The following is a 21,804-nucleotide window of genomic DNA, read 5'->3' as shown; positions in this document are numbered from 1 at the left end:
TTTACTCCCCTTTGCCGCTGGAAGCCTTATCAGCTGCCTGTGCGGGGGCCGGGTTCTTTACGCCAACGTTGGTCGCTTCACTGGCTTTGACTTCGATGCCAGGTTTGACGAATTGCAGCCCTTCGGTGATCAGGCGATCGCCTGCCTTCAGGCCGTCCTCGATCAGCCATTGGCTGCCGACGGTGCGGCTGGCCTTGAGCTGACGCAACTCGACCTTGTTGTCAGGACCGACGACCAGTGCAGTCGGGGTGCCTTTCAGGTCACGGGTCACGCCTTGTTGCGGCGCCAGAATGGCTGCTGCGTTCACACCGGACTGCAACTGGGCGTGCACGAACATACCCGGCAGCAGGGTGTGTTCCGGGTTCGGGAACACGGCGCGCAAGGTCACGGAACCGGTGGTCTGATCAACCGAGACTTCGGAGAATTCGAGCTTGCCGTCCAGCTTGTACTGGCTGCCGTCTTCGAGGGTCAGCTTGACCGTTGCCGCGTTGTCGCCAGCCTTTTGCAGGCGACCGCTTTCCAGTTCACGGCGCAGTTGCAGCAATTCCACCGAGGACTGCGTTACGTCGACGTAGATCGGGTCGATTTGCTGGATCACTGCCATCGGATCGGCCTGGCCGCTGGTGACCAGCGCGCCTTCGGTCACGTTCGAGCGACCGATACGACCGGTCAGCGGCGCGTAGACCTTGGTGTAGCGCACGTTGATCTGGGCGGTTTGCAAGGCGGCTTCCGATTGCAGGCGGTTGGCCACGGCCGTGTCGTATTCCTGACGGCTGACGGCTTGCTCGTTGACCAGTTGCTTGTAGCGGTCGGAGATCGACTTGGTCTGTTGCAGGTTGGCTTCGGCACTTTTCAGGGTGGCGTCATACACCGACGAATCGATCTGATAGAGCTGTTGGCCAATCTTGACGTCGCCGCCTTCCTTGAACATGCGCTTGAGAATGATGCCGTTCACCTGAGGACGCACTTCGGCGATGCGGTACGCGCTGGTACGGCCCGGCAGGTCGGACGTCAGCGTAAACGTTTGCGGTTGCAGGGTAACGACGCCGACCTGAGGAGGCGGTGCGGCTGGTGCCGCTTCTTCCTTTTTGCATCCGCTGAGCAGCGATGCCAAGGCGACGGCAGTGACCAGAGCGGTAACAGCTGGCTTGAATTGCATGAAAATCCTCGGGTCAGGCGCGCAAAGTGCGCACTAGAAAGGTGGAAGGGTAAAAATAGGGTGCTGAGTGGATAAGTAGCTTGCTAAGGAATATACTTACGTTCATGGTTGTTTGTAAACACCTTGGCTGTGTACCCACTTCGCTACAAAAGCCGTTCGAAGGTTTGAATTCTAAGACGGGGACGGCGCCCAAGAGCGAACGCTCCACTTTTATTCAGCTGATGTTCAGACATCACTGAAGCATCCTGATTGAGGTTTTACTGCCATGGTCCGTCGCACCAAAGAGGAAGCTCAAGAAACCCGCGCCCAGATACTCGAAGCGGCAGAGAAAGCCTTTTATGAAAGGGGCGTGGCACGCACGACACTGGCGGACATCGCGACCCTGGCCGGCGTGACTCGCGGTGCCATCTACTGGCATTTCAGCAACAAGGCCGATCTGGTGCAGGCCATGCTGGATACCTTGCATGAGCCACTGGATGAGATGGCCAGGGCCAGCGAAAGCGAAGAAGAACTCGACCCGCTCGGCTGCATGCGCAAGCTGCTGATTCATTTGTTTCATCAAGTTGCACTGGACCCGAAAACCCGACGCATTAATGAGATTCTGTTTCATAAGTGCGAATTCACCGATGAAATGTGCGATCTGCGCCAACAGCGCCTGACGGCCAGCCTTGATTGCAATGTGCGCATCGGCCTGGCCCTGCGTAATGCCGTGAATCGGGGGCAAATGCCCGCAGACCTCGACACGGCGCGCGCGGCCATCAGCCTGCACGCGTACATCGATGGCATCCTGTACAAGTGGTTGCTGGCCCCCGACAGCTTTCAATTGCACGCCGAAGCCGAGCGTTGGGTCGAGACCGGGCTGGACATGCTGCGCTTGAGCCCAAGCCTGCGCAAATGAAACAAAATGCGTAATCGGCGTCGCCACTGTCAACTTTCCAGGCGGGTGCCGATGCCATAGGGTGCTTTTATATACGGACGCTCGCCAGGATGACAGGTAGCGAGCTACGTATTTTGTAGGAATTTTGTGTCTTGGATGTGAACGTGTGTGATCACGCCACGTTAAAAACCAAAAAGCCCCGGCTCTCACGAGTCGGGGCTTTTTGCATTTCAGTGACGGATGCTTACAGCGCAGGGTAGTCGATGTAACCGACCGGGCCTTTTGCGTAGAACAGTTCTGGACGTGCTTCGTTCAGCGGCGCATCGGCCTTCAAACGGGCCGGCAAGTCCGGGTTGGCAATGAACGGCACACCAAAGGCGACCGCATCGGCCTTGCCGCTGGCCAACCAGGCGTTGGCGCTATCCTTGGTGAAGCGTTCGTTGGCGATGTACGGGCCGCCGAAGGCTTCTTTCAGTTGTGGGCCGAGGCTGTCGCCGGCTTCTTTCTCGCGGGAGCAGATGAAGGCGATGCCACGCTTGCCCAGTTCGCGAGCGACGTAGGTGAAGGTTTCGGCCAGGTTGTCGTCGCCCATGTCATGGGAGTCAGCACGCGGTGCCAGGTGCACACCCACGCGGCCGGCGCCCCAGACTTCGATGGCTGCGTCGGTCACTTCCAGCAGCAGGCGTGCACGGTTTTCCAGGGAACCGCCATAGTTGTCGGTGCGCTGGTTAGTGCTGCTTTGCAGGAACTGGTCGAGCAGGTAACCGTTGGCGCCGTGGATTTCCACGCCGTCAAAACCGGCAGCCTTGGCGTTCTCGGCACCGGTGCGGTAAGCGTCGATGATGTCGGCGATTTCAGCGGTTTCCAGGGCACGCGGCGTTGGATAGTCGGCCAATGGGCGAACCAGGCTGACGTGACCTTTTGGCTGGATGGCGCTCGGTGCGACCGGCGCTTCGCCGTTCAGGTACGAGGTGTGGGACACCCGGCCGACGTGCCACAGTTGCAGGAAAATCTTGCCGCCCGCGCCATGGATCGCTTTGGTCACGTTAGCCCAGCCACGGACCTGGTCGTTGGACCAGATGCCCGGGGTGTCCGGGTAGCCGACACCCATTGGCGTGACCGAGGTGGCCTCGCTGAGAATCAGGCCGGCGGAAGCGCGCTGGACGTAGTATTCGGCCATCAGCGCGTTTGGCACGCGGCCTTCGTCGGCGCGGCAACGGGTCAGCGGCGCCATGATGATGCGGTTGGCCAACTCGATGTCGCCCAGTTTGATCGGATCGAAAATAGTCGTCATGAAAACACCCTCGTGAGGTTCAAGTGGATTAGTGAGTCGCTGGAGCCAGTTCGGGATTGCCGCTCTGGCGGAAAGTAATCAGGGTCACCAGCAGGGCGAGTACCGCCAGTGCGGCAGCCGCGAGCGGTACGCTGGTCAGGCCGAAGCCGTGGGCGATGACACTGCCGCCGACCCAGGCACCGAGGGCGTTGCCGATGTTGAAAGCGCCGATGTTCAGGGTCGACACCAGGTTCGGTGCCGCTTTGCCAAAGGTCACCACGTTCACTTGCAGGGCCGGCACGGCGGCAAAACACGCGGTGGCCCAGAGGAACAGGGTGATTTCGGTCGGGATCAGCGCAACGCTGGTCCACGTCAGCACGGTGGAGACCACGGCCATGCTGATGAACACACCAATCAGCGTCGCAGCCATGCCTTTGTCCGCCAGTTTGCCGCCGATGATGTTGCCGACGGTCAGGCCCAGGCCGATGAGCATCAGGGTCCAGGTCACGCCACGTGGCGAGACGCCGGTAACTTCGCCCAGCAACGGCGCGACGTAAGTGAAGAGGGTGAAGACCGAGGCCGCGAACAGCGCAGTCATGCTCAGGGACAACCAGATCCCGGCACCCTTGAGCGCAGCCAGTTCGGCACGCATGTCGAGTTTTTCTTCATCACGCTTGGCCGGCAGGAAGCGGATCAGGCCAATCAGGGCGATCACACCAATTACCGTCACGGCCCAGAAGGTCGAGCGCCAGCCGGCCTGTTGGCCGAGCGCGGTGCCCAGTGGCACGCCGAGCACGTTGGCCAGGGTCAGGCCGGTGAACATCAAGGCCACGGCCGAAGCGCGTTTGTTGGCCGGCACCAGGCCTGCCGCCACCACCGAACCGATACCGAAGAAGGCACCGTGGCAGAGCGCCGTGACAACGCGTGCAAACATCAACACGTTGTAGTCACTGGCGAGGGCGCAGAGCAAGTTGCCGATGATGAAGATCCCCATCAACGCCACCAGTGCAGCCTTGCGCGGCAGTCGGGCGGTGGCCAGCGCCATGAACGGCGCCCCGATGGCCACGCCCAGGGCGTAACCGGTCACCAACCAGCCAGCGCCGGGGATCGACACACCGAGGTCAGCCGCCACATCGGGCAGCAGGCCCATGATGACGAACTCGGTGGTGCCGATGGCGAAGGCACTCAAGGCCAGTATGAGAAGCGAGAGGGGCATTGTTGATTCCTTGTCGGCTGACTGACGTTAAGGGTCAGAGCTCTTTACTGAAGGTCTTGAGGAATTCCTGGATGGTTTCCTCATTACGTTTGAAAAAATGCCACTGGCCGACTTTGCGGCTGCTGATCAGGCCGGCGCGTTGCAGCGTCGCCAGGTGCGCGGACACCGTGGACTGCGACAAGCCGCAACGTTGATCGATCTGCCCGGCACAAACGCCGTGCTCGTTGCTGTGGGACTGGTCAGGAAATTCGACGGTAGGGTCTTTGAGCCAGTGCAGGATTTCTCGCCGTACTGGGTGTGCCAGGGCTTTTATTATTTCGTCGAGATTAATGGTCATGGGGGTGAGCTCGTGATGGTTAAAACGCTATATCGCGATGAGGCGAACTTTAAATCGGTATTTCGCGATATACAAATATGATTTGGCTCTGAGCCGCTAACAATTCGGTATATCGAGTTATAACGATACGTGGGATGTAAAGATCCAAAGGCGCAGTGCTAAGCTGCGCCTATGAACTATCTCGCACATCTTCACCTCGGTGGCCAGCGTCCCGGTCAATGGCTCGGCAGTCTCTATGGCGATTTCGTCAAAGGACGGCTGCAAGGGCAATACGCGCCGGAGATCGAGGCGGCCATTCAGCTGCACCGCAGCATCGACGTGTTTACCGACCGCCATCCGCTGGTGGATGTTGCGTTGTCGCGGTTTTCCACGACACGCCGGCGTTACGCCGGGATCGTGCTCGACGTGTTTTTCGACCACTGCCTGGCACGGGACTGGACGCTGTACGCCGACCGGCCGCTGGAGTTGTTCACGTCGGATGTGTACCGGGTGCTGGCGGCCGAGCCGCAGTTGCCGGAACGGTTGGCGAGCATCGCGCCGCACATGGTGGCGAATGACTGGTTGGGGTCGTATCAGGAATTCGAGGTGCTGGAACAGGTGCTGCGGGGGATTTCTCGGCGGTTGACCCGGCCGGAGGAACTGGCGGGGGCGATGCAGGAATTGCGGGTGTTGTATGAACCGTTGAGTGACGATTTCAGGCTGTTCTACCCACAGCTCCAAACCTTTGCCCAACACTACCCAACACCTTGAACCCAATGTAGGCGTGAGCCTGCTCGCGATGGCGGCATAACATTCAACAATGATGTGAATGAAAGACCGCTATCGCGAGCTGGCTCACTCCTACAGGGGATGTGTGTTTAAGCAGCGATGGCCGGGCGCATCGGGATTGGCTGCTTCTCCGCAATCGCCCCAAACAACGCTTTCTGCACCGCTTGCTGCGCTTCGAACGCCAGCGCTGCACGTTCGCGACCTTCGCAAGCAATCGGCTTGAGCAGGTGAATCTCCACATCCCCCCGGTCATTGGCAAACAAGCGCATCAAATGCGACAGCAGATCATCGTCGCCAATGAACGGTGCCAAGGTGTCGAGCTGACCGTCACGCAAATAACGAATCGCCACCGGTTGCAGCTGCACCTCTGAATCAATTGCCGCCGACAGCAAGCGACCATGAAAGGTACGCAACGACCGGCCATCGGTGGTGGTGCCTTCCGGGAACATCAGCAGCGGATGCTCCTGTTCCAGGTGGCGGGTCATTTGTTTGCGGATCAGTTGACTATCGCCCGACCCACGACGAATAAACAGACTGCCAGCCTTGGCCGCCAACCAGCCCGCCACCGGCCAGGTGCGCACTTCGGCCTTGGACAGGAACGACATCGGCGTGAGCATGCCCAGCAGCGGGATGTCAGTCCAGGACACATGATTACTGACCCAGAGCATCGGTTGCTTGGGCAATTCACCCTGAACAGTCACGTGGAAGGGCAGGGCATTGCTCAACCGCGTCATGAAAAATCGCGACCAGCGTTGGCGGCGGACCATCGAGTGGGCGATGCCCATGCGCTCGAACAGACCGAACACGCAGGCCATGCTCAATCCCAGCGCGACCACCACCAGCACTCGCGCAATCCGCGCGTACACCCGCAACCGATTCATCACATGGCCGCCTTGAAGTGCTTGGCGTAACGCGGGCAGAGCTCGTCGCGCTTGAGCAGGATGAACACGTCGGCCACCTGGAAATCTTCGTCCCAGCAAGGCTCGCCGCAGATCTTCGCGCCGAGGCGCATGTAGGCCTTGAGCAGCGGCGGCATTTCGGCGATCACGTTAGAAGGAATATCCAGCGTCGGCAGCGGCTTTTTCGGCTCGGCGCGCAGGTGTTCGGTGCACAGGTAGCGTTCGCGCAGGCGCTGCATGATCGCGTGGGCCTGGATGCCGCCGTCCTGCATCGGGATGCTCGCGCAGCCCATCAAATAGCTGTAGCCGCCCTGATTCAATACTTCGGCCAGTTCACCCCAGAGCACAGCGATGGTGCCGCCGTTGCGGTAGGCCGGGTCGACGCAGGTGCGGCCGATTTCCAGGATCGGGCCTTTGAGATGCACCAGGCCGTGCAGGCTGAATTCTTCTTCGCTGTAAAACTTGCCCAGGCTGCTGGCCGCCGTGTGATCGAGCAAACGGGTGGTCGCCACCAGGCGCCCGGTATTCAAGTCACGCACGCCGATGTGGGCGCAATGAACATCATAGTCATCCATGTCCAGACCCAGCTCAGCGCCCTTCAGCTTGGCGTTGAACTCGCCGCTGAACACGTTGAAGCGCAAGGCCTGGGCTTCCTGCAAGGCCTCGCTGCCGATCAGGCGTTCGGCTTGCAGGCGGCGGTCGTTGCCGGTGTCGCGGATGCGGGCGATCTGAGTCATGGCGATTCTCCGTGCGGGCTGCTCACCCGTCTTGGGTTACAGCGGATCGACTTTCTTTATGCAGCCGTTTTGTGCAAGGTCAGGCTATGTAGCCCCGGTGTCATCGCCATTAAGCTTTGGTGATGCTTATATGACAGCCCACGAGGAGCCTCTTATGCCCTGGCAAAACCTGTTGATCCGCCAAGAACGCCTGCCCGCCAACCCAGATCTGGCGGAAGGTTTCGTGACCTTGTTGCACCAGTTGGGCACGGTGACGCCGTTTGAACTGGCCGTGGCTGGCGGGCGTTTGATGGCCACGCCGGGGCTGGCGTTTCTGGTGGGGTATCAGGCAGCGTTGCGCATGCTCTGGCCGAGCGCGCCGCTGAGCCTCGGCGCGCTGTGTGCGACCGAACAGCGCAGCCTGCGACCGGCGGACATGCAAACCCGTCTCACGGATTTGCGCCTGAGCGGGCGCAAGGATTTCGTCACCGCCGGTGATGCCGCCGAATGGCTGCTGATCGCTGCCCGCAGTGAAGCGCCCGGCGACCCTGTAAGCCTGAGCCTGGCGGTGGTCTATCCCGATGAACCCGGCGTGCGCCTGGAAAAGCTGCCGGCGATCCCGCTGATGCCGGACATCAGTCATGGCCGCTTGTTTCTCGACAATGCCCAGTGCGAGTTGTTGGCGGGGGATGGTTGGGATGCCTACGTCAAACCGTTCCGCACCCTTGAAGATGTGTACGTATTGAGCGCCATGACGGCGTGGCTGTATGGCATTGGCCAGGACAGCGACTGGCCGCAAGCGTTGCAGTTGCGGTTACTGGCGCTGCTGGCCGGGTGCGCTGAAGTCAGCCGTCAGGCACCGAACAATGCGGCCGGGCATGTGTTGCTGGGTGGGTTGTTTGCGCAGTTCGAGGGGCTCAAGGTTGAAATTGATCTGGCGTTGGCCGATGGGCCGGGGCATTGGGCGGCGATGTGGCAGCGGGATCAGGCGGTGATGGATTTGGCGGCGGGTGCCAGAGGTAAGCGGTTGGCCAAGGCATTAGCCGTGAATTAAAGGGCCCCATCGTGAGCAGGCTCACGCCTACAGTTTGAAATGCATTCCCCTGTAGGCGTGAGCCTGCTCGCGATGGGGCCAGTATGGGCAACACAGATCCAAAAACTGTCATCAACCTCAACTAGGCTCAGCAAGTTAATCCTCCCGAGCCCACCCCATGTTCAAAGGCTTGTCCCTCATTGTCATGCTGCTGCTCAGCCTCCCGACCCACGCTGACAACTGGCCGGCCGAGCAATGGTCAACCGCCCCGGTCATCACCGGGGCAGCGCTTCAAGCCCTGGAAACCTACGCCTTCCCACCCCGTGACGACAGCACCCGAAAAGGCGTGCGCACCGACGCCTTGCTGGTGATCCGCGACGGTCAATTGATCTACGAACGCTACGCCGGCCCGACCACCGCCGACACGCCACACCTGACATGGTCGATCAGCAAAAGCCTCATGGCCACGGTGCTGGGTGTGGCCTATGGCGAAGGCCTGTTCAAACTCCAGGACCCGGTGCAGACGTTTTATCCGCCGATGAAAAAACACCCCGGCGTGACCATGGCCGACCTGCTGCATTGGGCTTCGGGGCTGGACTGGCAGGAAGACTATGAATACGCCCCGTTGAAGTCCTCGGTGGTGGCGATGCTCTACACCCGTGGTCATCAGGACATGGCTGCGTTCACCGCCGAGCATCCCGAATACGCCGAGCCCGGTCAGGCCTTTCGTTACTCCAGTGGCGACAGCGGTTTGCTCGCCGCCGCGCTGAAAAATATCGTCGGCCCGGCACGTTATCCAGACTATCCGTGGACTGCGCTGTTCGAGCCCTTGGGCATCCACCATGCCGTTTGGGAAACCGATGCCACGGGCACTTTCGTCGCTTCGTCCTACGCCTATCTCACGGCTCGCGATCTGGCACGCATCGGGTTATTGATGGCGCGCGACGGGCGCTGGCAGGGTCGTCAGTTGCTGCCCAAAGACTGGGTCGCCTTCAATCGCGAACCGTTCGCCCGCTATCACGCTCATCAGGATGACGCCGTACCTGGCGGTCAATGGTGGCTCAATCGCGCAGTGGACGGGGCGGCACAACCCTGGCCCGATGCGCCGGCCGATACCTTCGCCGCACTGGGTCATTGGGGGCAGGCGATGTACGTTATTCCCAGCGAAAACCTGGTGATCGTGCGCTATGGCGATGATCGCGACGGGAGCTACCAGCACAACGAATTGCTCAAACTCGCGCTCAAGGCGTTTGCTCAAAAGGTGCAGCCATGAGTTTTCTTCGACACAGACCGTTCAGCGCGTTGTTCCTGGTATTGCTGGTCGCGTTGCTCAGCTGGATCTGGCAGGAGCGAGTGGCGCTGTGGGCGTTCCCTGACATCATCAGCGCCTACACCGCCAAGGAATATTGCTCGTGCCGGTATGTGATGAACAACGAGATCGGGTATTGCCACCGCTATGTAAAGCAGTGGCTGCCGACCAGCAGTTTTGTCGATGATGCCGCCAGCAAACGGGTCACGGTCAGTGGCATGGGCCGTAGCAACAGCGCTGTGTGGATCGGCGAACGCCAAGGTTGCCGTCTGCAACCCTGACGCCCACGAACCTTTGTAGCCGCTGCCGAAGGCTGTGTTCGGCGGCGAAGCCGTCGTAAAACCAAGCACCGCAGTACTTCAGGTTGCCCCGCTTCGCAGGATTTCACGACGGCTTCGCCGCCGAACGCAGGCTTCGCCAACGACTACAGGTTTGCATCTTGCTGCCGGGCGGTTAAGGTTCGTGCAGGTTTATCTGCACACGAGTCTCTATGTTCAACCGCTCCCTCTCTAAAACCCTCGCGCTCCTGCTGTTGGCCGGTGCCACGCTGTCGGCCCGCGCCGATTGGTATCTGGACGGGGAGTCCTCGCGGCTGTCGTTCATCAGCACCAAAAACGCCAACCTCTCCGAAGTGCAGCGCTTTCTGGTGTTGCACGGCAAGGTCGACGCCAAAGGCCTGGCCGAGGTGGAAGTCGAACTGGAGTCGGTGAACAGCGGCATCCCCTTGCGTGATGAACGGATGCGCAAAGAGCTGTTCGAGATCCAGACCTATCCTGAAGCGTTGATTACTGCGCAGATTGATCTGCGTCCAATCAACGACCTCGCGCCCGGCGCGCAGTTGGAGTTGCGCTTGCCGCTGACCGTCAACCTGCATGGCAAGCAACATCAATACAACGCCGAATTGCTGGCGACGCGCCTCGATGACCGACGCTTTCAAGTGGTAACCCTGGAGCCGCTGGTAATCAATGCCGAAGATTTTGATCTGGCTCCCGGGCTGGAAACGTTGCGCAAGGTTGCCGATCTGTCGGCCATCAGTCTGTCGGTACCGGTGGGTGCGGTACTGATTTTCACGGCGCGCTGACATGGCCGGCGCAATCTTTCCCTGGCGTGAAGGCAACCACTTCGAGCTGCTGATCGACGGTCCGCAGTTTTTCCCACGCATGCTGGTCGCGATTGCCCGCGCCGAAGAACAGGTCGAGCTGGAGCTGTATCTGGTGGAGGCGGGCGCCTGCGCCGAGGCCATGGTGCAAGCCCTGGTGTCGGCAGCCGAACGCGGTGTGCGCGTGCGCTGCCTGTTCGATGACTATGGCAGCCTGGCGTTTACCCTGACCTTGCGTCAGCGCCTGACGGCGGCCGGGGTCGAATTGCGTTTCTACAATCGCCTGAGCTGGCGGCGTTGGGTCGGCAACTTCTACCGCGATCACCGCAAGCTGTTGCTGGTCGATCAAAGTCTGGCGGTGGTCGGTGGCACGGGCGTCACCGATGAGTTCTGGACGCCGGGTGAAGACACCAGCGAATGGCACGAAGTCATGGTGGAAATCACCGGGCCTTTGGTCATTGACTGGCAATTGTTGTTCGACCGCCAATGGATCGCCAACCGCCATCGACGGGCCTGGAAACCGGCCTCGCATTTTGGCTTGCCGCGCCTGCCACGAGTGCCGTCGATGGGTGAAGGCATGGGCCGGGTGGCCTATGCCGACGCCCGCCAGCACCGCGACATTCTGCAATCGCTGGTTCGCGCGCTGAACAGCGGCCAGCAACGCATCTGGCTGGCGACGCCGTACTTCCTGCCGACCTGGAAAGTCCGCCGCTCACTGCGCCGGGCCGCCGGTCGGGGTGTTGACGTGCGCCTGTTGTTGACCGGGCCGCGCACCGATCACCCGTCGGTGCGTTACGCCGGGCATCGCTACTATCCGCGACTGCTCAAGGCCGGGGTGAAAATTTTCGAGTACCAGCCGTGTTTCCTGCACCTGAAAATGGTCCTGATCGATGATTGGGTGAGCATCGGCTCATGCAATTTCGATCACTGGAACTTGCGCTTCAACCTGGAAGCCAACCTTGAAGCGCTGGACCCAGGGCTGACGCTGGCAGTGGCGGGGAGTTTCGAACGGGACTTTGCGCAGAGCCAGGAAGTCAGCCTCGAAGAATGGCAACGCCGGCCATTGTGGAAGCGGGTCAAGCAACGGATCTGGGGCTGGGTGGATCGGCTGGTGGTGAACCTGCTGGATCGCCGCGGATAGCCGCCGTACCCAAAAAACCATTGGAGGAAAACCACTGTGGGAGCCGAGCTTGCTCGCGATGGCGGCGTAACAGTCAACATAGGTGTTGGATGTTATGGCCTCATCGCGAGCAAGCTCGGCTCCCACAGGTTTTTGCGGTGTTTGAATAATTACAGCAACTCAAAGCTCTGCTGTGTCACGTCCTGGGAGTCCAGGCCGATCTGCACGTTGAACTTGCCCGGCTCGGCAGCGAACTTGAGCTGGGTGTTGTAGAACTTCAAGTCGTCCTCGGTGATGGTGAAGTGCACGACTTTCTGTTCGCCGGCCTTGAGCATGACTTTCTGGAAGTTCTTCAGCTCCTTGATCGGTCGGATCATCGAGCCAGTCACGTCCTGGATGTACAACTGCACCACGGTTTCGCCGTCGCGTTTGCCGGTGTTTTTCAACGTGACGCTGGCGTCGAGCTTGCCGGTCTTGTTCAGTGTGGTCGACGACAGGGCCATGTCGCTCAGGCTGAAATCGGTGTAGCTCAGGCCGAAACCAAACGGGAACAGTGGGCCGGTGGTGTCATCGAAATACTGCGAGGTGTAGTTGCCCGGTTTGCCCGGCGTGAATGGCCGGCCAATGCTCAGGTGGTTGTAGTAGGTCGGAATCTGACCCACCGAGCGCGGGAAGGTGATCGGCAGTTTGCCCGACGGGTTGTAGTCGCCGAACAGCACGTCAGCGATGGCGTTGCCGCCTTCGGTGCCGCTGAACCAGGTCTCCAGAATCGCGTCAGCCTGTTCCTTCTCTTCGAGAATCGACAGCGGGCGGCCGTTCATCAACACCAGCACCAGTGGCTTGCCGGTGGCTTTCAGGGCCTTGATCAGATCGCGCTGGTTGGCCGGGATGTTGATGTCGGTGCGGCTCGACGATTCGTGGGACATGCCACGGGACTCGCCCACCGCTGCCACCACCACGTCGGCATCCTTGGCGGCTTTCACCGCTTCATCGATCAGCACTTGCGCCGGACGCGGATCATCCACCACTTCCGGGGCGTCGAAGTTGAGGAAGTTCAGATAATCCAGGACCTTCTTGTCACTGGTGATGTTGGCGCCACGGGCGTAGATCAGCGAGGCCTTGTCGGCGACGGCGGCGTTCATGCCGTCGAACAGGGTCACCGATTGCGCCGGTTTACCCGCCGCTGCCCAGCTGCCCATCATGTCGATGGGCGCCTTGGCGAGCGGGCCGACCAACGCGATTTTCGCGGTTTTCTTCAGCGGCAGGGTTTCGTTCTGGTTCTTCAGCAACACCAGGCTGCGACGCGCGACGTCACGGGCCTCGGGGCGATGCAGGCGGCTGTCGGCGTAGGTGTCGGCCGGATCATCTTCAGCCTTGCCGATGCGCAGGTACGGGTCCTTGAACAGGCCCATGTCGTACTTGGCGCCGAGCACTTCACGCACGGCGTTGTCGATGTCGCTTTGCGCGATCTCGCCCGATTTCAACAGCCCCGGCAGTTCTTTGCCGTACAGCGTGTCGTTCATGCTCATGTCGATGCCGGCCTTGATCGCCAGCTTCGCGGCTTCGCGGCCGTCAGCGGCGACGCCGTGCTTGATCAACTCGAAAATCGCCCCGTGGTCGCTGACCGCCAGGCCTTTGAAGCCCCATTCCTTGCGCAACAGGTCATTCATCAGCCAGGTGTTGGCGGTGGCCGGCACGCCGTTGATCGAGTTCAGGGCAACCATCACCCCGCCGGCACCGGCGTCAATCGCCGCGCGGTAAGGTGGCAAGTAGTCCTGGTACATCTTGACCGGGCTCATGTCGACCACGTTGTAGTCGCGACCGCCCTCGACCGCGCCGTACAAGGCAAAGTGTTTGACGCTGGCCATGATGCTGTCAGCCGCGTTGGCGCCTGAACCCTGGAAGGCTCGGACCATCACGCCGGCAATGCGCGACACGAGGTAGGTGTCTTCACCGAAGCCTTCGGAAGTCCGGCCCCAGCGCGGGTCGCGGGAGATGTCGACCATCGGCGCGAAGGTGATGTCGAGGCTGTCCGCCGCGGCTTCCTTGGCGGCGATGCGCCCGGAGCGGCCGATGGCGTCCATGTCCCAGCTCGAAGCCAGGGCAATCGGGATCGGGAAAATGGTGCGGTGGCCGTGGATCACGTCATAGGCGAAGAACATCGGGATCTTCAACCGGCTGCGCATGGCCGCGTCCTGCATCGGGCGGTTTTCCGGGCGGGTGATCGAGTTGAACGTGCCGCCGATGTTGCCGGCCGCGATTTCCTTGCGGATCAGTTCGCGTGGCATTTCCGGGCCGATGCTGATCAGGCGCAATTGGCCGATCTTTTCATCGAGGGTCATCTGCTTCATCAGGTTACTGATGAAGGCGTCCTTGTTCTCCAGAGGTGCGGGGGTCGTGGCGGCCAATACGTTATGACTGGCCAGGCTGACGAACAGGCCCAGCAAATACAGCTTCTTCATGAATTGTTTTCTCAAAAGCCTAAACGGCAGTGAATACGCGCCGATCAGCCAAAAGTTAGGGAGCGACTATTGTTGTTCAAGTAAATGCAGCACACTTCTGCGTGTTTTTTGTGCAGGGGCATCTTTTAGCCCATTGGCTCGTTGCAATCCAGTGGCGGCGGCAGATTATGCCCCAAGTGCCCGGTCAGAAGAGTGTGATTGGTTTTTCAACGGAATGTGCCAGGGAGTGACCCAGATGAATGCAAGACACCACTATCGCTCGAGCTTGCAGGTGGCAGCCCTGATGCTGTTGACCACTGTGCTCGCGGGCTGCGGCATCAATACGATTCCGACCCTCGACGAGCAGGCCAAGGCCGCGTGGGGCCAGGTGCAGAACCAGTATCAGCGTCGCGCCGACTTGATCCCCAACCTGGTGGAAACTGTCAAAGGCTATGCCAAGCACGAAGAAGAAACCCTGACCGCGGTGATTGAAGCACGGGCCAAGGCAACATCTATTCAGGTGGACGCCAAGACCCTGGATAACCCGGAAAAACTCAAACAGTTCCAGCAGGCCCAGGATCAACTGACGGGGGCTTTGAGCCGTTTGATGGTGGTGTCCGAGCGTTATCCGGACCTGAAGGCCAACCAGAACTTCCTCGCCTTGCAGTCGCAACTTGAAGGCACCGAAAACCGCATCGCCGTGGCCCGTCGTGATTTCATCCTCGCGGTGCAAAAGTACAACACTGAGATTCGTACTTTTCCCGGTCGCTTGTGGCACACCGTTTTGTACAGCGATTTGCCGATCCGCGAAACCTTCGAGGCGACCACGCCGGATGCCGATAAGGCACCTCAGGTAAAGTTCTGACCGGCTAAAAGCATTACCACGGATGAGGTTGCCAATGCGCGTGTTGAAAGTGGGGCTGATGCTGTTGTTCTGGGTGTGTGCCCTGACGGCGCAGGCCGAGTTGAAGTTTCCGGCGCTGACCGGGCGGGTGGTCGATAACGCCCAGATGATCGAGCCGTCGGTGCGCGAGCAACTGACACAACAACTTCAGGCCCATGAAAGCGCCACTGGCGAGCAGTTGGTGGTGGTCACGTTGCCGGACTTGCAAGGCACCGACATCGCGGACTTCGGCTACCAATTGGGCCGAGCCTGGGGCATTGGCCAGAAAGATAAAAATAACGGCGCGCTGCTGATCGTTGCGCGCGATGAGCGTAAATTGCGCATCGAAGTCGGGTATGGCCTCGAAGATCGACTGACCGACGCGCAAAGTTCGGTGATTATCAATCAGGTGATCACCCCCGCGTTCAAGGCGGGTAACTTCAGCAAAGGTATCAGCGACGGGGTCGCGGCGATGCTGGTGGTGTTGGGCGGCAGTCCGCTGGATGAACCCTCAACGGTCTATGAGCCGCGCGGTGATGAGGACAGCGACTTCGTGGCGCGTCATCCCGGCGTCTTCGTGTTTCTGGTGATGCTGTTCATCCTGACGATTTTTGTCTTGCAGATGCTCGGGCTTCTGCCCGCCGGCCGAGGGGGCTCGGGTGGTTCGGGCGGTGGTTTCGGCGGCGGTGGGTTTGGTGGCGGCGGTGGAGGCGGGGGCTTCAGCGGCGGCGGGGGCAGTTTCGGGGGCGGCGGTTCGTCGGGCGGCTGGTGATAACAATAATGAGCAGGCACTTTTCAACATGGCATTACTGACTGAACACGAACAACGCAAAGTCGCCGAGGCGATTGCCCGGGTCGAGCGCGACACTGACGCCGAACTGGTGACCGTGCTCGCTGCCCGCGCCGACGACTACGCATACATTCCGCTGCTGTGGGCCAGCCTGCTGGCGCTGATGGTGCCGGGGATCGTGCATTACCTCAGCGGATGGCTGACCCTGCACAGCTTGCTGCTGGTGCAATGGATCACTTTTGTGGTGCTGTGCCTGGTGTTCCGCCTGCCGAAAGTCACCACGCACCTGGTCCCGCGTTCAGTGCGGCACTGGCGCGCCTCGAACCTGGCGCGCCGGCAATTCCTGGAGCAGAACCTGCACCACACGGTCGGTAGCACCGGAATGCTGATTTTTGTCTGCGAGGCTGAGCGCTATGTGGAAATCCTGGTGGATGAAGGGATTTCCAGGCGGCTGGACAACAAGAACTGGGATTCGATTGTGGCGGCGTTCACCCAGCAGGTGAAACAGGGGCAGACGTTGCAAGGGTTCGTGACGTGCATCGAGGCGTGTGGTGAATTACTTAAAGTGCATGTGCCGGTAACGCAGGTGCGCAATGAATTGCCGAACCGGTTGGTGGTGTTAGGCTGATGCTTGACCACGCTCCAGCTGCTACAGATCGTGCCGTTCGGGAAATTACCCGTGCCCTGCATCGACATCCCCCCTAAAATACCCGCCATTCCCCGATTCGCTCCGCCCGAGGCCGTTTTGCCCATGTCCGTCACCGCCACTCCCGCCAGCCTCGCGCCGGATCACCACGCCCAGTTCATCGACCTGCTGCAAACCAGCCTCGACGCCAACGCCTTTATCAAGCTGGTGCTGGCCAAGTACGTCGGTACCGAAGCGGATTTACAGCGCCTGATCATCAAGCAGCTGACGGTCAAGGATCAGCCTTGCCTGTCCTTCGTCTATCGCTACAAAACCCGCGACATCACCAAGAACCTGCCGCTGGCCGAAGGTGTCGCGACCATCGCCGCGCTGCTGCCGGCCTCGTTCAAAAACGCGCATTTGTTGTCATTGACCGATGAAGCCCAGCTCGAATACAGCAAAAAGGGCAAGTCTTCGCTGTTCAAGAGCAAACCTCAGCAATTGCGTGAAGTGCCATCCGCCGAGCACAACCGCGAAAAAAACCGCTTCCTCGACCTGAGCCGGCCGTTCCTCGCCGACCTTGGCGTGACCAACAGCAAACATGAGCTGATCCCGGCGATGTCGCGCAAGTGGAAGCAGATCAACAAGTTCATCGAAGTCTTCAGCCATGCGCTGACTACCTCACCGCTGGCGCTGGACAAGCCGGTGCAGGTGGCGGATTTCGGTTCGGGCAAGGGTTACCTGACGTTCGCCATCCACGACTACCTGCGCAACACCTTGAACGCTGAAGGCGTGGTGACGGGTGTCGAGTTGCGCGAAGAAATGGTCAACCTGTGCAACGCCGCTGCGGCGAAACTCGAGCACCCGGGGCTGGTGTTCAAATGCGGTGACGTGCGCAGCGTGGCACCGAGCGAGCTGGACGTGATGATCGCCCTGCATGCCTGCGATATCGCCACCGACTACGCGATTCACACCGGCATTCGTTCCGGCGCCTCAATCATCATGTGCTCGCCGTGCTGCCACAAACAGATCCGCCTGCAAATCCAGAGCCCGGCACTGCTCAAGCCGATGCTGCAATACGGTCTGCATTTGGGCCAGCAAGCTGAAATGGTCACCGACAGCTTGCGCGCGTTGTTCCTTGAAGCCTGCGGTTATGAAACCAAGGTGTTCGAGTTCATCTCGCTGGACCACACCAACAAGAACAAGATGATCCTGGCGGTCAAACGCGCCGAGCCGGTGGACCCGGCCCAGCTGTTGGTGAAGATTCAGGCGCTGAAGGATTTCTACCACATCAGCGAACACTGTCTTGAAACCCTGCTGCGGGCTGACGGCTACCTCTGAGCCCTGTAGGAGCCCGGCTTGCCGGCGATGGCGATTTCGAATACGCCATCGTTAGCAAGCCGGGCTCCTACCGTTCAGGCGGTGGCGATGCGTGCGGGTTTAACCGCGGTCTTGCGGCCCAGCATCACGGTCACGATCACCCCGGCGGCAAACAGCCAGGTGATCGGCTCGATGTGTTCACCAAAGAACAACGCCGAAAATGCAATCGTGAAGAAGATCTGCAACAACTGAATCTGACTGACCCGAGCAATCCCGCCCATCGCCAACCCGGCGTACCAGGCAAAAAAACCAATGAACTGCGAAAACAGCGAAACATAACCAAACGCCCACCAGGTCTTCGCTGAAATTTCGCCTTGATGTTGCAGCGCCAGATACACCACCGGTCCGATCAACAGCGGTGTCGACAACACCAGCGCCCAGCAGATCACCTGCCAGCCGCCCATTTCCTTGGCCAATCGACCGCCCTCGGCGTAGCCCAGACCACCCACCGCAATTGCCCCGAGCATCAACAAGTCACCGGCCTGAATGCTGCCGGCACCGCTGATCAACGCATAACCCAGCACCAATGCACTGCCCAACGCGGCGCAGGCCCAGAAGGCTTTTGACGGCCGTTCGTGGGATAACCACGCGGCGTACAGCGCCACGCACAGCGGTTGCAGACCGTTGACCAGGGCACCGTGGGACGCCGGCAAGGTTTGCATGGCCCACGCCGACAACACCGGAAAACCGAGAATGACCCCGGCGATCACCAGGGTCAGGCCTTTGACCTGTTTCCAGGTCGGCCATTTCTCCCGTCGCCACAGCAACAGCAACGCCGCCGGCACCGCCGCGAACAGCGCCCGGCCGAGGCCATTGAGCAGGGGATGCAGTTCCTGCACGACGATTCGCGTGAAGGGCAGGGTGAGGCTGAAAATCACAACGCCGAGCAGGCCGAGGGCCATGCCGGTGTTTTCGCGCGAGGACATGATTTGGGGACCAGAATTCAGGGTGAGGGGAAGTGCCTTCATCTAGCCACAAACCGCGTTGGCTGCGCTGTTACAGCTAGGCGCAGAGTTATCCGTACAGTTTGAGGGCGCCATCGCGGGCAAGCCACGCTCCCACAGTTGATCGCATTCCCATGGACGACTCGGTCAACTGTTGGGCGCGTGGCTTGCCCGCGATGAACGATGATGCGGTCCATCAGGTAGTAGCAGGTTATTACCCGACCCACTGGATAAGGACTACCTTGAATACTCCTGCCAATGTTCCCCCAGAGGAGTCCTCCCCATGGCTGCCAAGAAAATCCTGATGCTGGTCGGCGATTACGTCGAAGACTACGAAGTGATGGTGCCGTTCCAGGCGCTGCTGATGGTCGGTCACACCGTCCACGCCGTGTGCCCGGACAAAACCGCCGGCCAGACCGTGCGCACCGCGATCCACGACTTCGAAGGCGACCAGACCTACAGCGAAAAACCCGGCCACCTGTTTGCCCTGAACTTCGATTTCGCCAAAGTCGCTGAGTCCGACTATGACGCGCTGCTGATCCCCGGCGGCCGTGCGCCGGAATACCTGCGCCTGAACGACAAAGTCCTGGACCTGGTGCGCGCCTTCGACAAGGCCGGCAAGCCGATTGCTGCCGTGTGTCATGGCGCGCAATTGCTGGCAGCGGCCGGAATTCTCGAAGGCCGCGAGTGCAGTGCTTACCCGGCCTGCGCCCCGGAAGTCCGTCTGGCGGGCGGCACGTTCATCGATATCCCGGTGACGCAAGGCCATGTTCAAGGCAATCTGGCCACTGCCCCGGCCTGGCCGGCGCACCCGAGCTGGCTCGCCGGTTTCCTCGGGTTGCTGGGCACCAAAATCACGCTGTAACGAGGGACCTGTCCATGTGCGAGCTTTACGTCAAGGCCGATCCGATCCTCTACGAATCGCGCTCCCGCTCGCTGCGCATCTGCGGGGTGGTCACCACCCTGCGGCTGGAGAACCAGTTCTGGGACATTCTCAGCGAAATTGCCGAAGTCGATGGCATGACCACCAACCAACTGATCGCCAAGCTGTATGAAGAGGTGATGGATTACCGGGGGGAAGTGGTGAATTTTGCCTCGTTTTTGCGGGTGAGTTGTATGCGGTATCTGAGTCAGCGGCGGGTCGCTGTGCCGGAATTGTCGGTGGTTCGGGCGGTGGTGAAGTAGCGAGTACCGCGTAGACCCATTCGCGAGCAGGCTCACTCCTGCAGGGGATCACATTTCCATCGTAGGAGTGAGCCAGCTCGCGATGGGGCCTGTGCAGGCGACAGAAACCGTGGTGTGGTCTTTACTCTGAAACGCGAAACCTCTCAATCGCCAAGGAGAAAGAGCATGTCCGGATGGTACGAAGTGAGCAAAAGCAGCAGTGGCCAGTTCAGGTTTGTTCTCAAGGCCGCCAATGCCGAAACCATTCTGACCAGCGAGCTGTACACCACCCGCGCCGCCGCCGACAAAGGCATTGCATCGGTTCAGTCCAACAGCCCGCTGGATGAGCGCTACGAAAAAAAGACCACCAAGGATGGCCATCCTTATTTCAACCTCAAGGCCGGTAACCACGAGATTATCGGCAGCAGCGAGTCGTACGCCTCCGCTGCCGCGATGGATAAGGGCATTGCCAGTGTGAAAGCCAATGGGCCGACCACGGTGATCAAGGACAAGACCTTGCCGGTGCTCTAAACACACATTTCAAACTCACACACATCCCGCTGTAGGAGTGAGCCTGCTCGCGATCGCTGCTTAGCATTCGACGAAGAGGTTGAATGTCAGACCGCCATCGCGAGCAGCCGCCTCGCCGCTAAACCTCAACCGGAACCGTAAGCTTCGGATTCCCCAACGCGTGCGTCTTCGAATCAAAAAACCGCAGCGCTGATCCCGTCCCCTCAAACACCTTCGCGTAATGCCGCTTCTGATGCTGGATAAACGCCTTGCTGCGCGGATAAATCGAGATCGCCACCACCGACGGTTTCGCCTGGCGCAACGCATGAACGATATGGCTATCCTGCTCGCCCAGCGCATGTCCAAAGACACACAACCCGTCGCCATGCCCCAATAACTGGTCATAACAGAACGACAGATAATCCGAGCTGCGAATGGTCTTGAGCTTGTCCTGCGCCGGCCCTTCGTTCACGAACAGCGGCACGTCATCCAGGGTCTTGATCGTATTGTTGATCGCGAAACTGCCGAGCAGCGTGCCCTCGGTCGACATCAGCTTGCGCGCCGTGCCGTCCTGATTGCGCACCAGGTGCAAACCACCGTGCAGGTACAGCAAACGGGTTTTATCGGTCGCCGTGACGCTCAGGTCAAAGCCCGGCTCGGCGCCCTGGAACAGGTCGGTGATCGCGTCCGGCTGATGCTGGATGGACCAGTAATTGAGCAAGTCATAGTTGGTGGTAAACACCGTCCGATAGTTGCCCAGTTCCGAGCTGATGGTCGCCAGCGTCGAAGGCACGACCAGTCGCCATGGAATATGTACTGCATGCACGGTGTTGATCAGCGCTTCCTTGATCGCGTAATAGCGATTGCGCGGTGCGGCGGAGCTGACGGCCAACGCCTTGTTCACGCGACTGGTGGTTTTCAGCGCGCTCAGCACTTGTTCGAAACTGCGTGTCTGCATCGCCTCGAACACGCTCAGCTCGGACTGGCTCAGCGGTTTTTCTTCGACGGTGCGCGCATTCTCGAACAGCGAGTCGTAACCAAAGTCGTCCCACACCGCACGGCTGGCGCCGTTGCCCACCAGCAGGCCGCTGAACGAGGCGGTGGCGCGCAAGGCGTTCCAGTCTTCAAGTTGGGCATCAACATCCTGGAAATCGGTCATTGCGGTCAAAGTCTCAAAGCAAAAGGTCTGATGGGCGGCGACTTTATCACGACCATGACTTGAGCCAGATCAAGTTACTGCGTGAGCGAAGGGTCGAAGCTG

Annotated in this window: 23 protein-coding genes; 14 read left to right on the top strand and 9 right to left on the bottom strand. The window is 60.1% G+C overall.

The window, feature by feature from the left end; translation table 11 throughout:
• Position 1: 1 nt before the first annotated feature.
• Positions 2-1,159 carry an efflux RND transporter periplasmic adaptor subunit EmhA gene (emhA, locus tag AB4N43_RS10190; RefSeq protein WP_027925600.1) on the bottom strand — a complete coding sequence of 386 codons (1,158 nt, stop codon included), beginning with the start codon at positions 1,157-1,159 and terminating at the stop codon, positions 2-4.
• A 265-nt stretch (positions 1,160-1,424) separates the two neighbouring features.
• On the opposite strand from emhA, the gene emhR reads away from it, so the two are divergent.
• Complete coding sequence (gene emhR / locus AB4N43_RS10185; RefSeq protein ID WP_027925599.1) at positions 1,425-2,057, top strand: efflux system transcriptional repressor EmhR; 633 nt, start codon at positions 1,425-1,427, stop codon at positions 2,055-2,057.
• Positions 2,058-2,280: 223 nt separating this feature from the next.
• Here emhR and AB4N43_RS10180 read toward each other — a convergent pair whose 3' ends face one another.
• Genes AB4N43_RS10180 through AB4N43_RS10170 form a run of 3 tightly spaced genes read right to left on the bottom strand, consistent with a single transcriptional unit; the run spans position 2,281 to position 4,862 of the window.
• Positions 2,281-3,330 (bottom strand): alkene reductase, encoded by a 1,050-nt coding sequence (locus AB4N43_RS10180; protein ID WP_027925598.1) that lies wholly within the window; start codon positions 3,328-3,330, stop codon positions 2,281-2,283.
• Between the two features lie 28 nt (positions 3,331-3,358).
• Positions 3,359-4,525: an MFS transporter gene (locus AB4N43_RS10175; protein WP_027925597.1), complete on the bottom strand. Its 1,167-nt coding sequence runs from the start codon at positions 4,523-4,525 to the stop codon at positions 3,359-3,361.
• Positions 4,526-4,559: 34 nt separating this feature from the next.
• Positions 4,560-4,862, bottom strand: coding sequence for an ArsR/SmtB family transcription factor (locus tag AB4N43_RS10170; protein WP_007983055.1), 303 nt, complete (start codon positions 4,860-4,862; stop codon positions 4,560-4,562).
• A 171-nt stretch (positions 4,863-5,033) separates the two neighbouring features.
• On the opposite strand from AB4N43_RS10170, the gene AB4N43_RS10165 reads away from it, so the two are divergent.
• Positions 5,034-5,612, top strand: coding sequence for an acyl carrier protein phosphodiesterase (locus tag AB4N43_RS10165; RefSeq protein WP_027925596.1), 579 nt, complete (start codon positions 5,034-5,036; stop codon positions 5,610-5,612).
• A gap of 107 nt (positions 5,613-5,719) precedes the next feature.
• On the opposite strand, the gene AB4N43_RS10160 is transcribed toward AB4N43_RS10165, so the two are convergent.
• Together AB4N43_RS10160 and olsB are read right to left on the bottom strand one after the other, a co-directional pair.
• Complete coding sequence (locus AB4N43_RS10160) at positions 5,720-6,511, bottom strand: lysophospholipid acyltransferase family protein (RefSeq protein WP_027925595.1); 792 nt, start codon at positions 6,509-6,511, stop codon at positions 5,720-5,722.
• Positions 6,511-7,266, bottom strand: a complete 756-nt coding sequence (gene olsB / locus AB4N43_RS10155) for an L-ornithine N(alpha)-acyltransferase (RefSeq protein WP_027925594.1) — start codon at positions 7,264-7,266, stop codon at positions 6,511-6,513. Before olsB ends, AB4N43_RS10160 begins: the two co-directional genes overlap by 1 nt.
• Positions 7,267-7,420: 154 nt before the next feature.
• On the opposite strand from olsB, the gene AB4N43_RS10150 reads away from it, so the two are divergent.
• The 5 genes from AB4N43_RS10150 (at position 7,421) to AB4N43_RS10130 (ending at position 11,827) form a co-directional block, all read left to right on the top strand.
• Complete coding sequence (locus AB4N43_RS10150; protein WP_059181495.1) at positions 7,421-8,299, top strand: acyl-CoA dehydrogenase middle domain-containing protein; 879 nt, start codon at positions 7,421-7,423, stop codon at positions 8,297-8,299.
• A 157-nt stretch (positions 8,300-8,456) separates the two neighbouring features.
• Positions 8,457-9,551 carry a serine hydrolase domain-containing protein gene (locus AB4N43_RS10145; RefSeq protein ID WP_460153952.1) on the top strand — a complete coding sequence of 365 codons (1,095 nt, stop codon included), beginning with the start codon at positions 8,457-8,459 and terminating at the stop codon, positions 9,549-9,551.
• Positions 9,548-9,868, top strand: coding sequence for a hypothetical protein (locus tag AB4N43_RS10140; protein ID WP_059181493.1), 321 nt, complete (start codon positions 9,548-9,550; stop codon positions 9,866-9,868). The genes AB4N43_RS10145 and AB4N43_RS10140 overlap by 4 nt, the downstream gene beginning before the upstream one ends.
• A 209-nt stretch (positions 9,869-10,077) precedes the next feature.
• Complete coding sequence (locus AB4N43_RS10135) at positions 10,078-10,668, top strand: YceI family protein (protein ID WP_027925590.1); 591 nt, start codon at positions 10,078-10,080, stop codon at positions 10,666-10,668.
• A 1-nt stretch (position 10,669) separates the two neighbouring features.
• Positions 10,670-11,827 carry a phospholipase D-like domain-containing protein gene (locus AB4N43_RS10130; protein WP_027925589.1) on the top strand — a complete coding sequence of 386 codons (1,158 nt, stop codon included), beginning with the start codon at positions 10,670-10,672 and terminating at the stop codon, positions 11,825-11,827.
• A 149-nt stretch (positions 11,828-11,976) separates the two neighbouring features.
• Here the strand turns inward: AB4N43_RS10130 and bglX are convergent, their stop codons facing one another.
• Complete coding sequence (bglX, locus tag AB4N43_RS10125; protein WP_460153949.1) at positions 11,977-14,268, bottom strand: beta-glucosidase BglX; 2,292 nt, start codon at positions 14,266-14,268, stop codon at positions 11,977-11,979.
• Between the two features lie 235 nt (positions 14,269-14,503).
• Here bglX and AB4N43_RS10120 point away from each other — a divergent pair, with 235 nt between their 5' ends.
• The 4 genes from AB4N43_RS10120 to AB4N43_RS10105 all read left to right on the top strand — a co-directional run bounded on the left by AB4N43_RS10120 (position 14,504) and on the right by AB4N43_RS10105 (position 17,886).
• Positions 14,504-15,112 (top strand): LemA family protein, encoded by a 609-nt coding sequence (locus AB4N43_RS10120; RefSeq protein ID WP_027925587.1) that lies wholly within the window; start codon positions 14,504-14,506, stop codon positions 15,110-15,112.
• Between the two features lie 34 nt (positions 15,113-15,146).
• On the top strand, positions 15,147-15,902 hold the full coding sequence (locus AB4N43_RS10115; RefSeq protein ID WP_059181490.1) for a TPM domain-containing protein: 756 nt from the start codon (positions 15,147-15,149) through the stop codon (positions 15,900-15,902).
• A gap of 28 nt (positions 15,903-15,930) precedes the next feature.
• Complete coding sequence (locus AB4N43_RS10110; protein ID WP_027925585.1) at positions 15,931-16,548, top strand: TPM domain-containing protein; 618 nt, start codon at positions 15,931-15,933, stop codon at positions 16,546-16,548.
• A gap of 123 nt (positions 16,549-16,671) precedes the next feature.
• Positions 16,672-17,886: a class I SAM-dependent methyltransferase gene (locus tag AB4N43_RS10105; RefSeq protein WP_059181489.1), complete on the top strand. Its 1,215-nt coding sequence runs from the start codon at positions 16,672-16,674 to the stop codon at positions 17,884-17,886.
• Between the two features lie 74 nt (positions 17,887-17,960).
• On the opposite strand, the gene AB4N43_RS10100 is transcribed toward AB4N43_RS10105, so the two are convergent.
• Positions 17,961-18,851: a DMT family transporter gene (locus AB4N43_RS10100; RefSeq protein ID WP_027925583.1), complete on the bottom strand. Its 891-nt coding sequence runs from the start codon at positions 18,849-18,851 to the stop codon at positions 17,961-17,963.
• A 301-nt stretch (positions 18,852-19,152) separates the two neighbouring features.
• Here AB4N43_RS10100 and AB4N43_RS10095 point away from each other — a divergent pair, with 301 nt between their 5' ends.
• The 3 genes from AB4N43_RS10095 (at position 19,153) to AB4N43_RS10085 (ending at position 20,564) form a co-directional block, all read left to right on the top strand.
• Positions 19,153-19,734: a DJ-1/PfpI family protein gene (locus AB4N43_RS10095; protein WP_027925582.1), complete on the top strand. Its 582-nt coding sequence runs from the start codon at positions 19,153-19,155 to the stop codon at positions 19,732-19,734.
• Positions 19,735-19,748: 14 nt separating this feature from the next.
• Positions 19,749-20,054, top strand: a complete 306-nt coding sequence (locus AB4N43_RS10090) for a ribbon-helix-helix domain-containing protein (protein WP_027925581.1) — start codon at positions 19,749-19,751, stop codon at positions 20,052-20,054.
• 165 nt (positions 20,055-20,219) lie between these two features.
• Complete coding sequence (locus tag AB4N43_RS10085) at positions 20,220-20,564, top strand: YegP family protein (protein ID WP_027925580.1); 345 nt, start codon at positions 20,220-20,222, stop codon at positions 20,562-20,564.
• A 118-nt stretch (positions 20,565-20,682) separates the two neighbouring features.
• Here AB4N43_RS10085 and AB4N43_RS10080 read toward each other — a convergent pair whose 3' ends face one another.
• On the bottom strand, positions 20,683-21,702 hold the full coding sequence (locus AB4N43_RS10080; protein ID WP_027925579.1) for a DUF4917 family protein: 1,020 nt from the start codon (positions 21,700-21,702) through the stop codon (positions 20,683-20,685).
• Between the last annotated feature and the right edge of the window lie 102 nt (positions 21,703-21,804).

It is taken from the genome of Pseudomonas sp. S2_B07 (genome assembly GCF_054668435.1).
The sequence above is the reverse complement of the archived record's forward strand: the minus strand, read 5'-3'. Positions and strand labels throughout refer to the sequence as shown.

Bases quoted from the DNA above. Each gene is read 5' to 3' on its own strand.
- AB4N43_RS10115 (WP_059181490.1), top strand. From the start codon at position 15,147: ATGCGCGTGTTGAAAGTGGGGCTGATGCTGTTGTTCTGGGTGTGTGCC.
- AB4N43_RS10080 (WP_027925579.1), bottom strand. From the start codon at position 21,702: ATGACCGATTTCCAGGATGTTGATGCCCAACTTGAAGACTGGAACGCC.
- olsB (WP_027925594.1), bottom strand. From the start codon at position 7,266: ATGACTCAGATCGCCCGCATCCGCGACACCGGCAACGACCGCCGCCTG.
- AB4N43_RS10170 (WP_007983055.1), bottom strand. From the start codon at position 4,862: ATGACCATTAATCTCGACGAAATAATAAAAGCCCTGGCACACCCAGTA.
- AB4N43_RS10175 (WP_027925597.1), bottom strand. From the start codon at position 4,525: ATGCCCCTCTCGCTTCTCATACTGGCCTTGAGTGCCTTCGCCATCGGC.
- emhR (WP_027925599.1), top strand. From the start codon at position 1,425: ATGGTCCGTCGCACCAAAGAGGAAGCTCAAGAAACCCGCGCCCAGATA.
- AB4N43_RS10090 (WP_027925581.1), top strand. From the start codon at position 19,749: ATGTGCGAGCTTTACGTCAAGGCCGATCCGATCCTCTACGAATCGCGC.
- AB4N43_RS10140 (WP_059181493.1), top strand. From the start codon at position 9,548: ATGAGTTTTCTTCGACACAGACCGTTCAGCGCGTTGTTCCTGGTATTG.
- bglX (WP_460153949.1), bottom strand. From the start codon at position 14,268: ATGAAGAAGCTGTATTTGCTGGGCCTGTTCGTCAGCCTGGCCAGTCAT.
- AB4N43_RS10130 (WP_027925589.1), top strand. From the start codon at position 10,670: ATGGCCGGCGCAATCTTTCCCTGGCGTGAAGGCAACCACTTCGAGCTG.
- AB4N43_RS10085 (WP_027925580.1), top strand. From the start codon at position 20,220: ATGTCCGGATGGTACGAAGTGAGCAAAAGCAGCAGTGGCCAGTTCAGG.
- AB4N43_RS10165 (WP_027925596.1), top strand. From the start codon at position 5,034: ATGAACTATCTCGCACATCTTCACCTCGGTGGCCAGCGTCCCGGTCAA.
- AB4N43_RS10145 (WP_460153952.1), top strand. From the start codon at position 8,457: ATGTTCAAAGGCTTGTCCCTCATTGTCATGCTGCTGCTCAGCCTCCCG.
- AB4N43_RS10110 (WP_027925585.1), top strand. From the start codon at position 15,931: ATGGCATTACTGACTGAACACGAACAACGCAAAGTCGCCGAGGCGATT.
- AB4N43_RS10135 (WP_027925590.1), top strand. From the start codon at position 10,078: ATGTTCAACCGCTCCCTCTCTAAAACCCTCGCGCTCCTGCTGTTGGCC.
- AB4N43_RS10095 (WP_027925582.1), top strand. From the start codon at position 19,153: ATGGCTGCCAAGAAAATCCTGATGCTGGTCGGCGATTACGTCGAAGAC.
- AB4N43_RS10160 (WP_027925595.1), bottom strand. From the start codon at position 6,511: ATGAATCGGTTGCGGGTGTACGCGCGGATTGCGCGAGTGCTGGTGGTG.
- AB4N43_RS10120 (WP_027925587.1), top strand. From the start codon at position 14,504: ATGAATGCAAGACACCACTATCGCTCGAGCTTGCAGGTGGCAGCCCTG.
- AB4N43_RS10180 (WP_027925598.1), bottom strand. From the start codon at position 3,330: ATGACGACTATTTTCGATCCGATCAAACTGGGCGACATCGAGTTGGCC.
- AB4N43_RS10105 (WP_059181489.1), top strand. From the start codon at position 16,672: ATGTCCGTCACCGCCACTCCCGCCAGCCTCGCGCCGGATCACCACGCC.
- emhA (WP_027925600.1), bottom strand. From the start codon at position 1,159: ATGCAATTCAAGCCAGCTGTTACCGCTCTGGTCACTGCCGTCGCCTTG.
- AB4N43_RS10150 (WP_059181495.1), top strand. From the start codon at position 7,421: ATGCCCTGGCAAAACCTGTTGATCCGCCAAGAACGCCTGCCCGCCAAC.
- AB4N43_RS10100 (WP_027925583.1), bottom strand. From the start codon at position 18,851: ATGTCCTCGCGCGAAAACACCGGCATGGCCCTCGGCCTGCTCGGCGTT.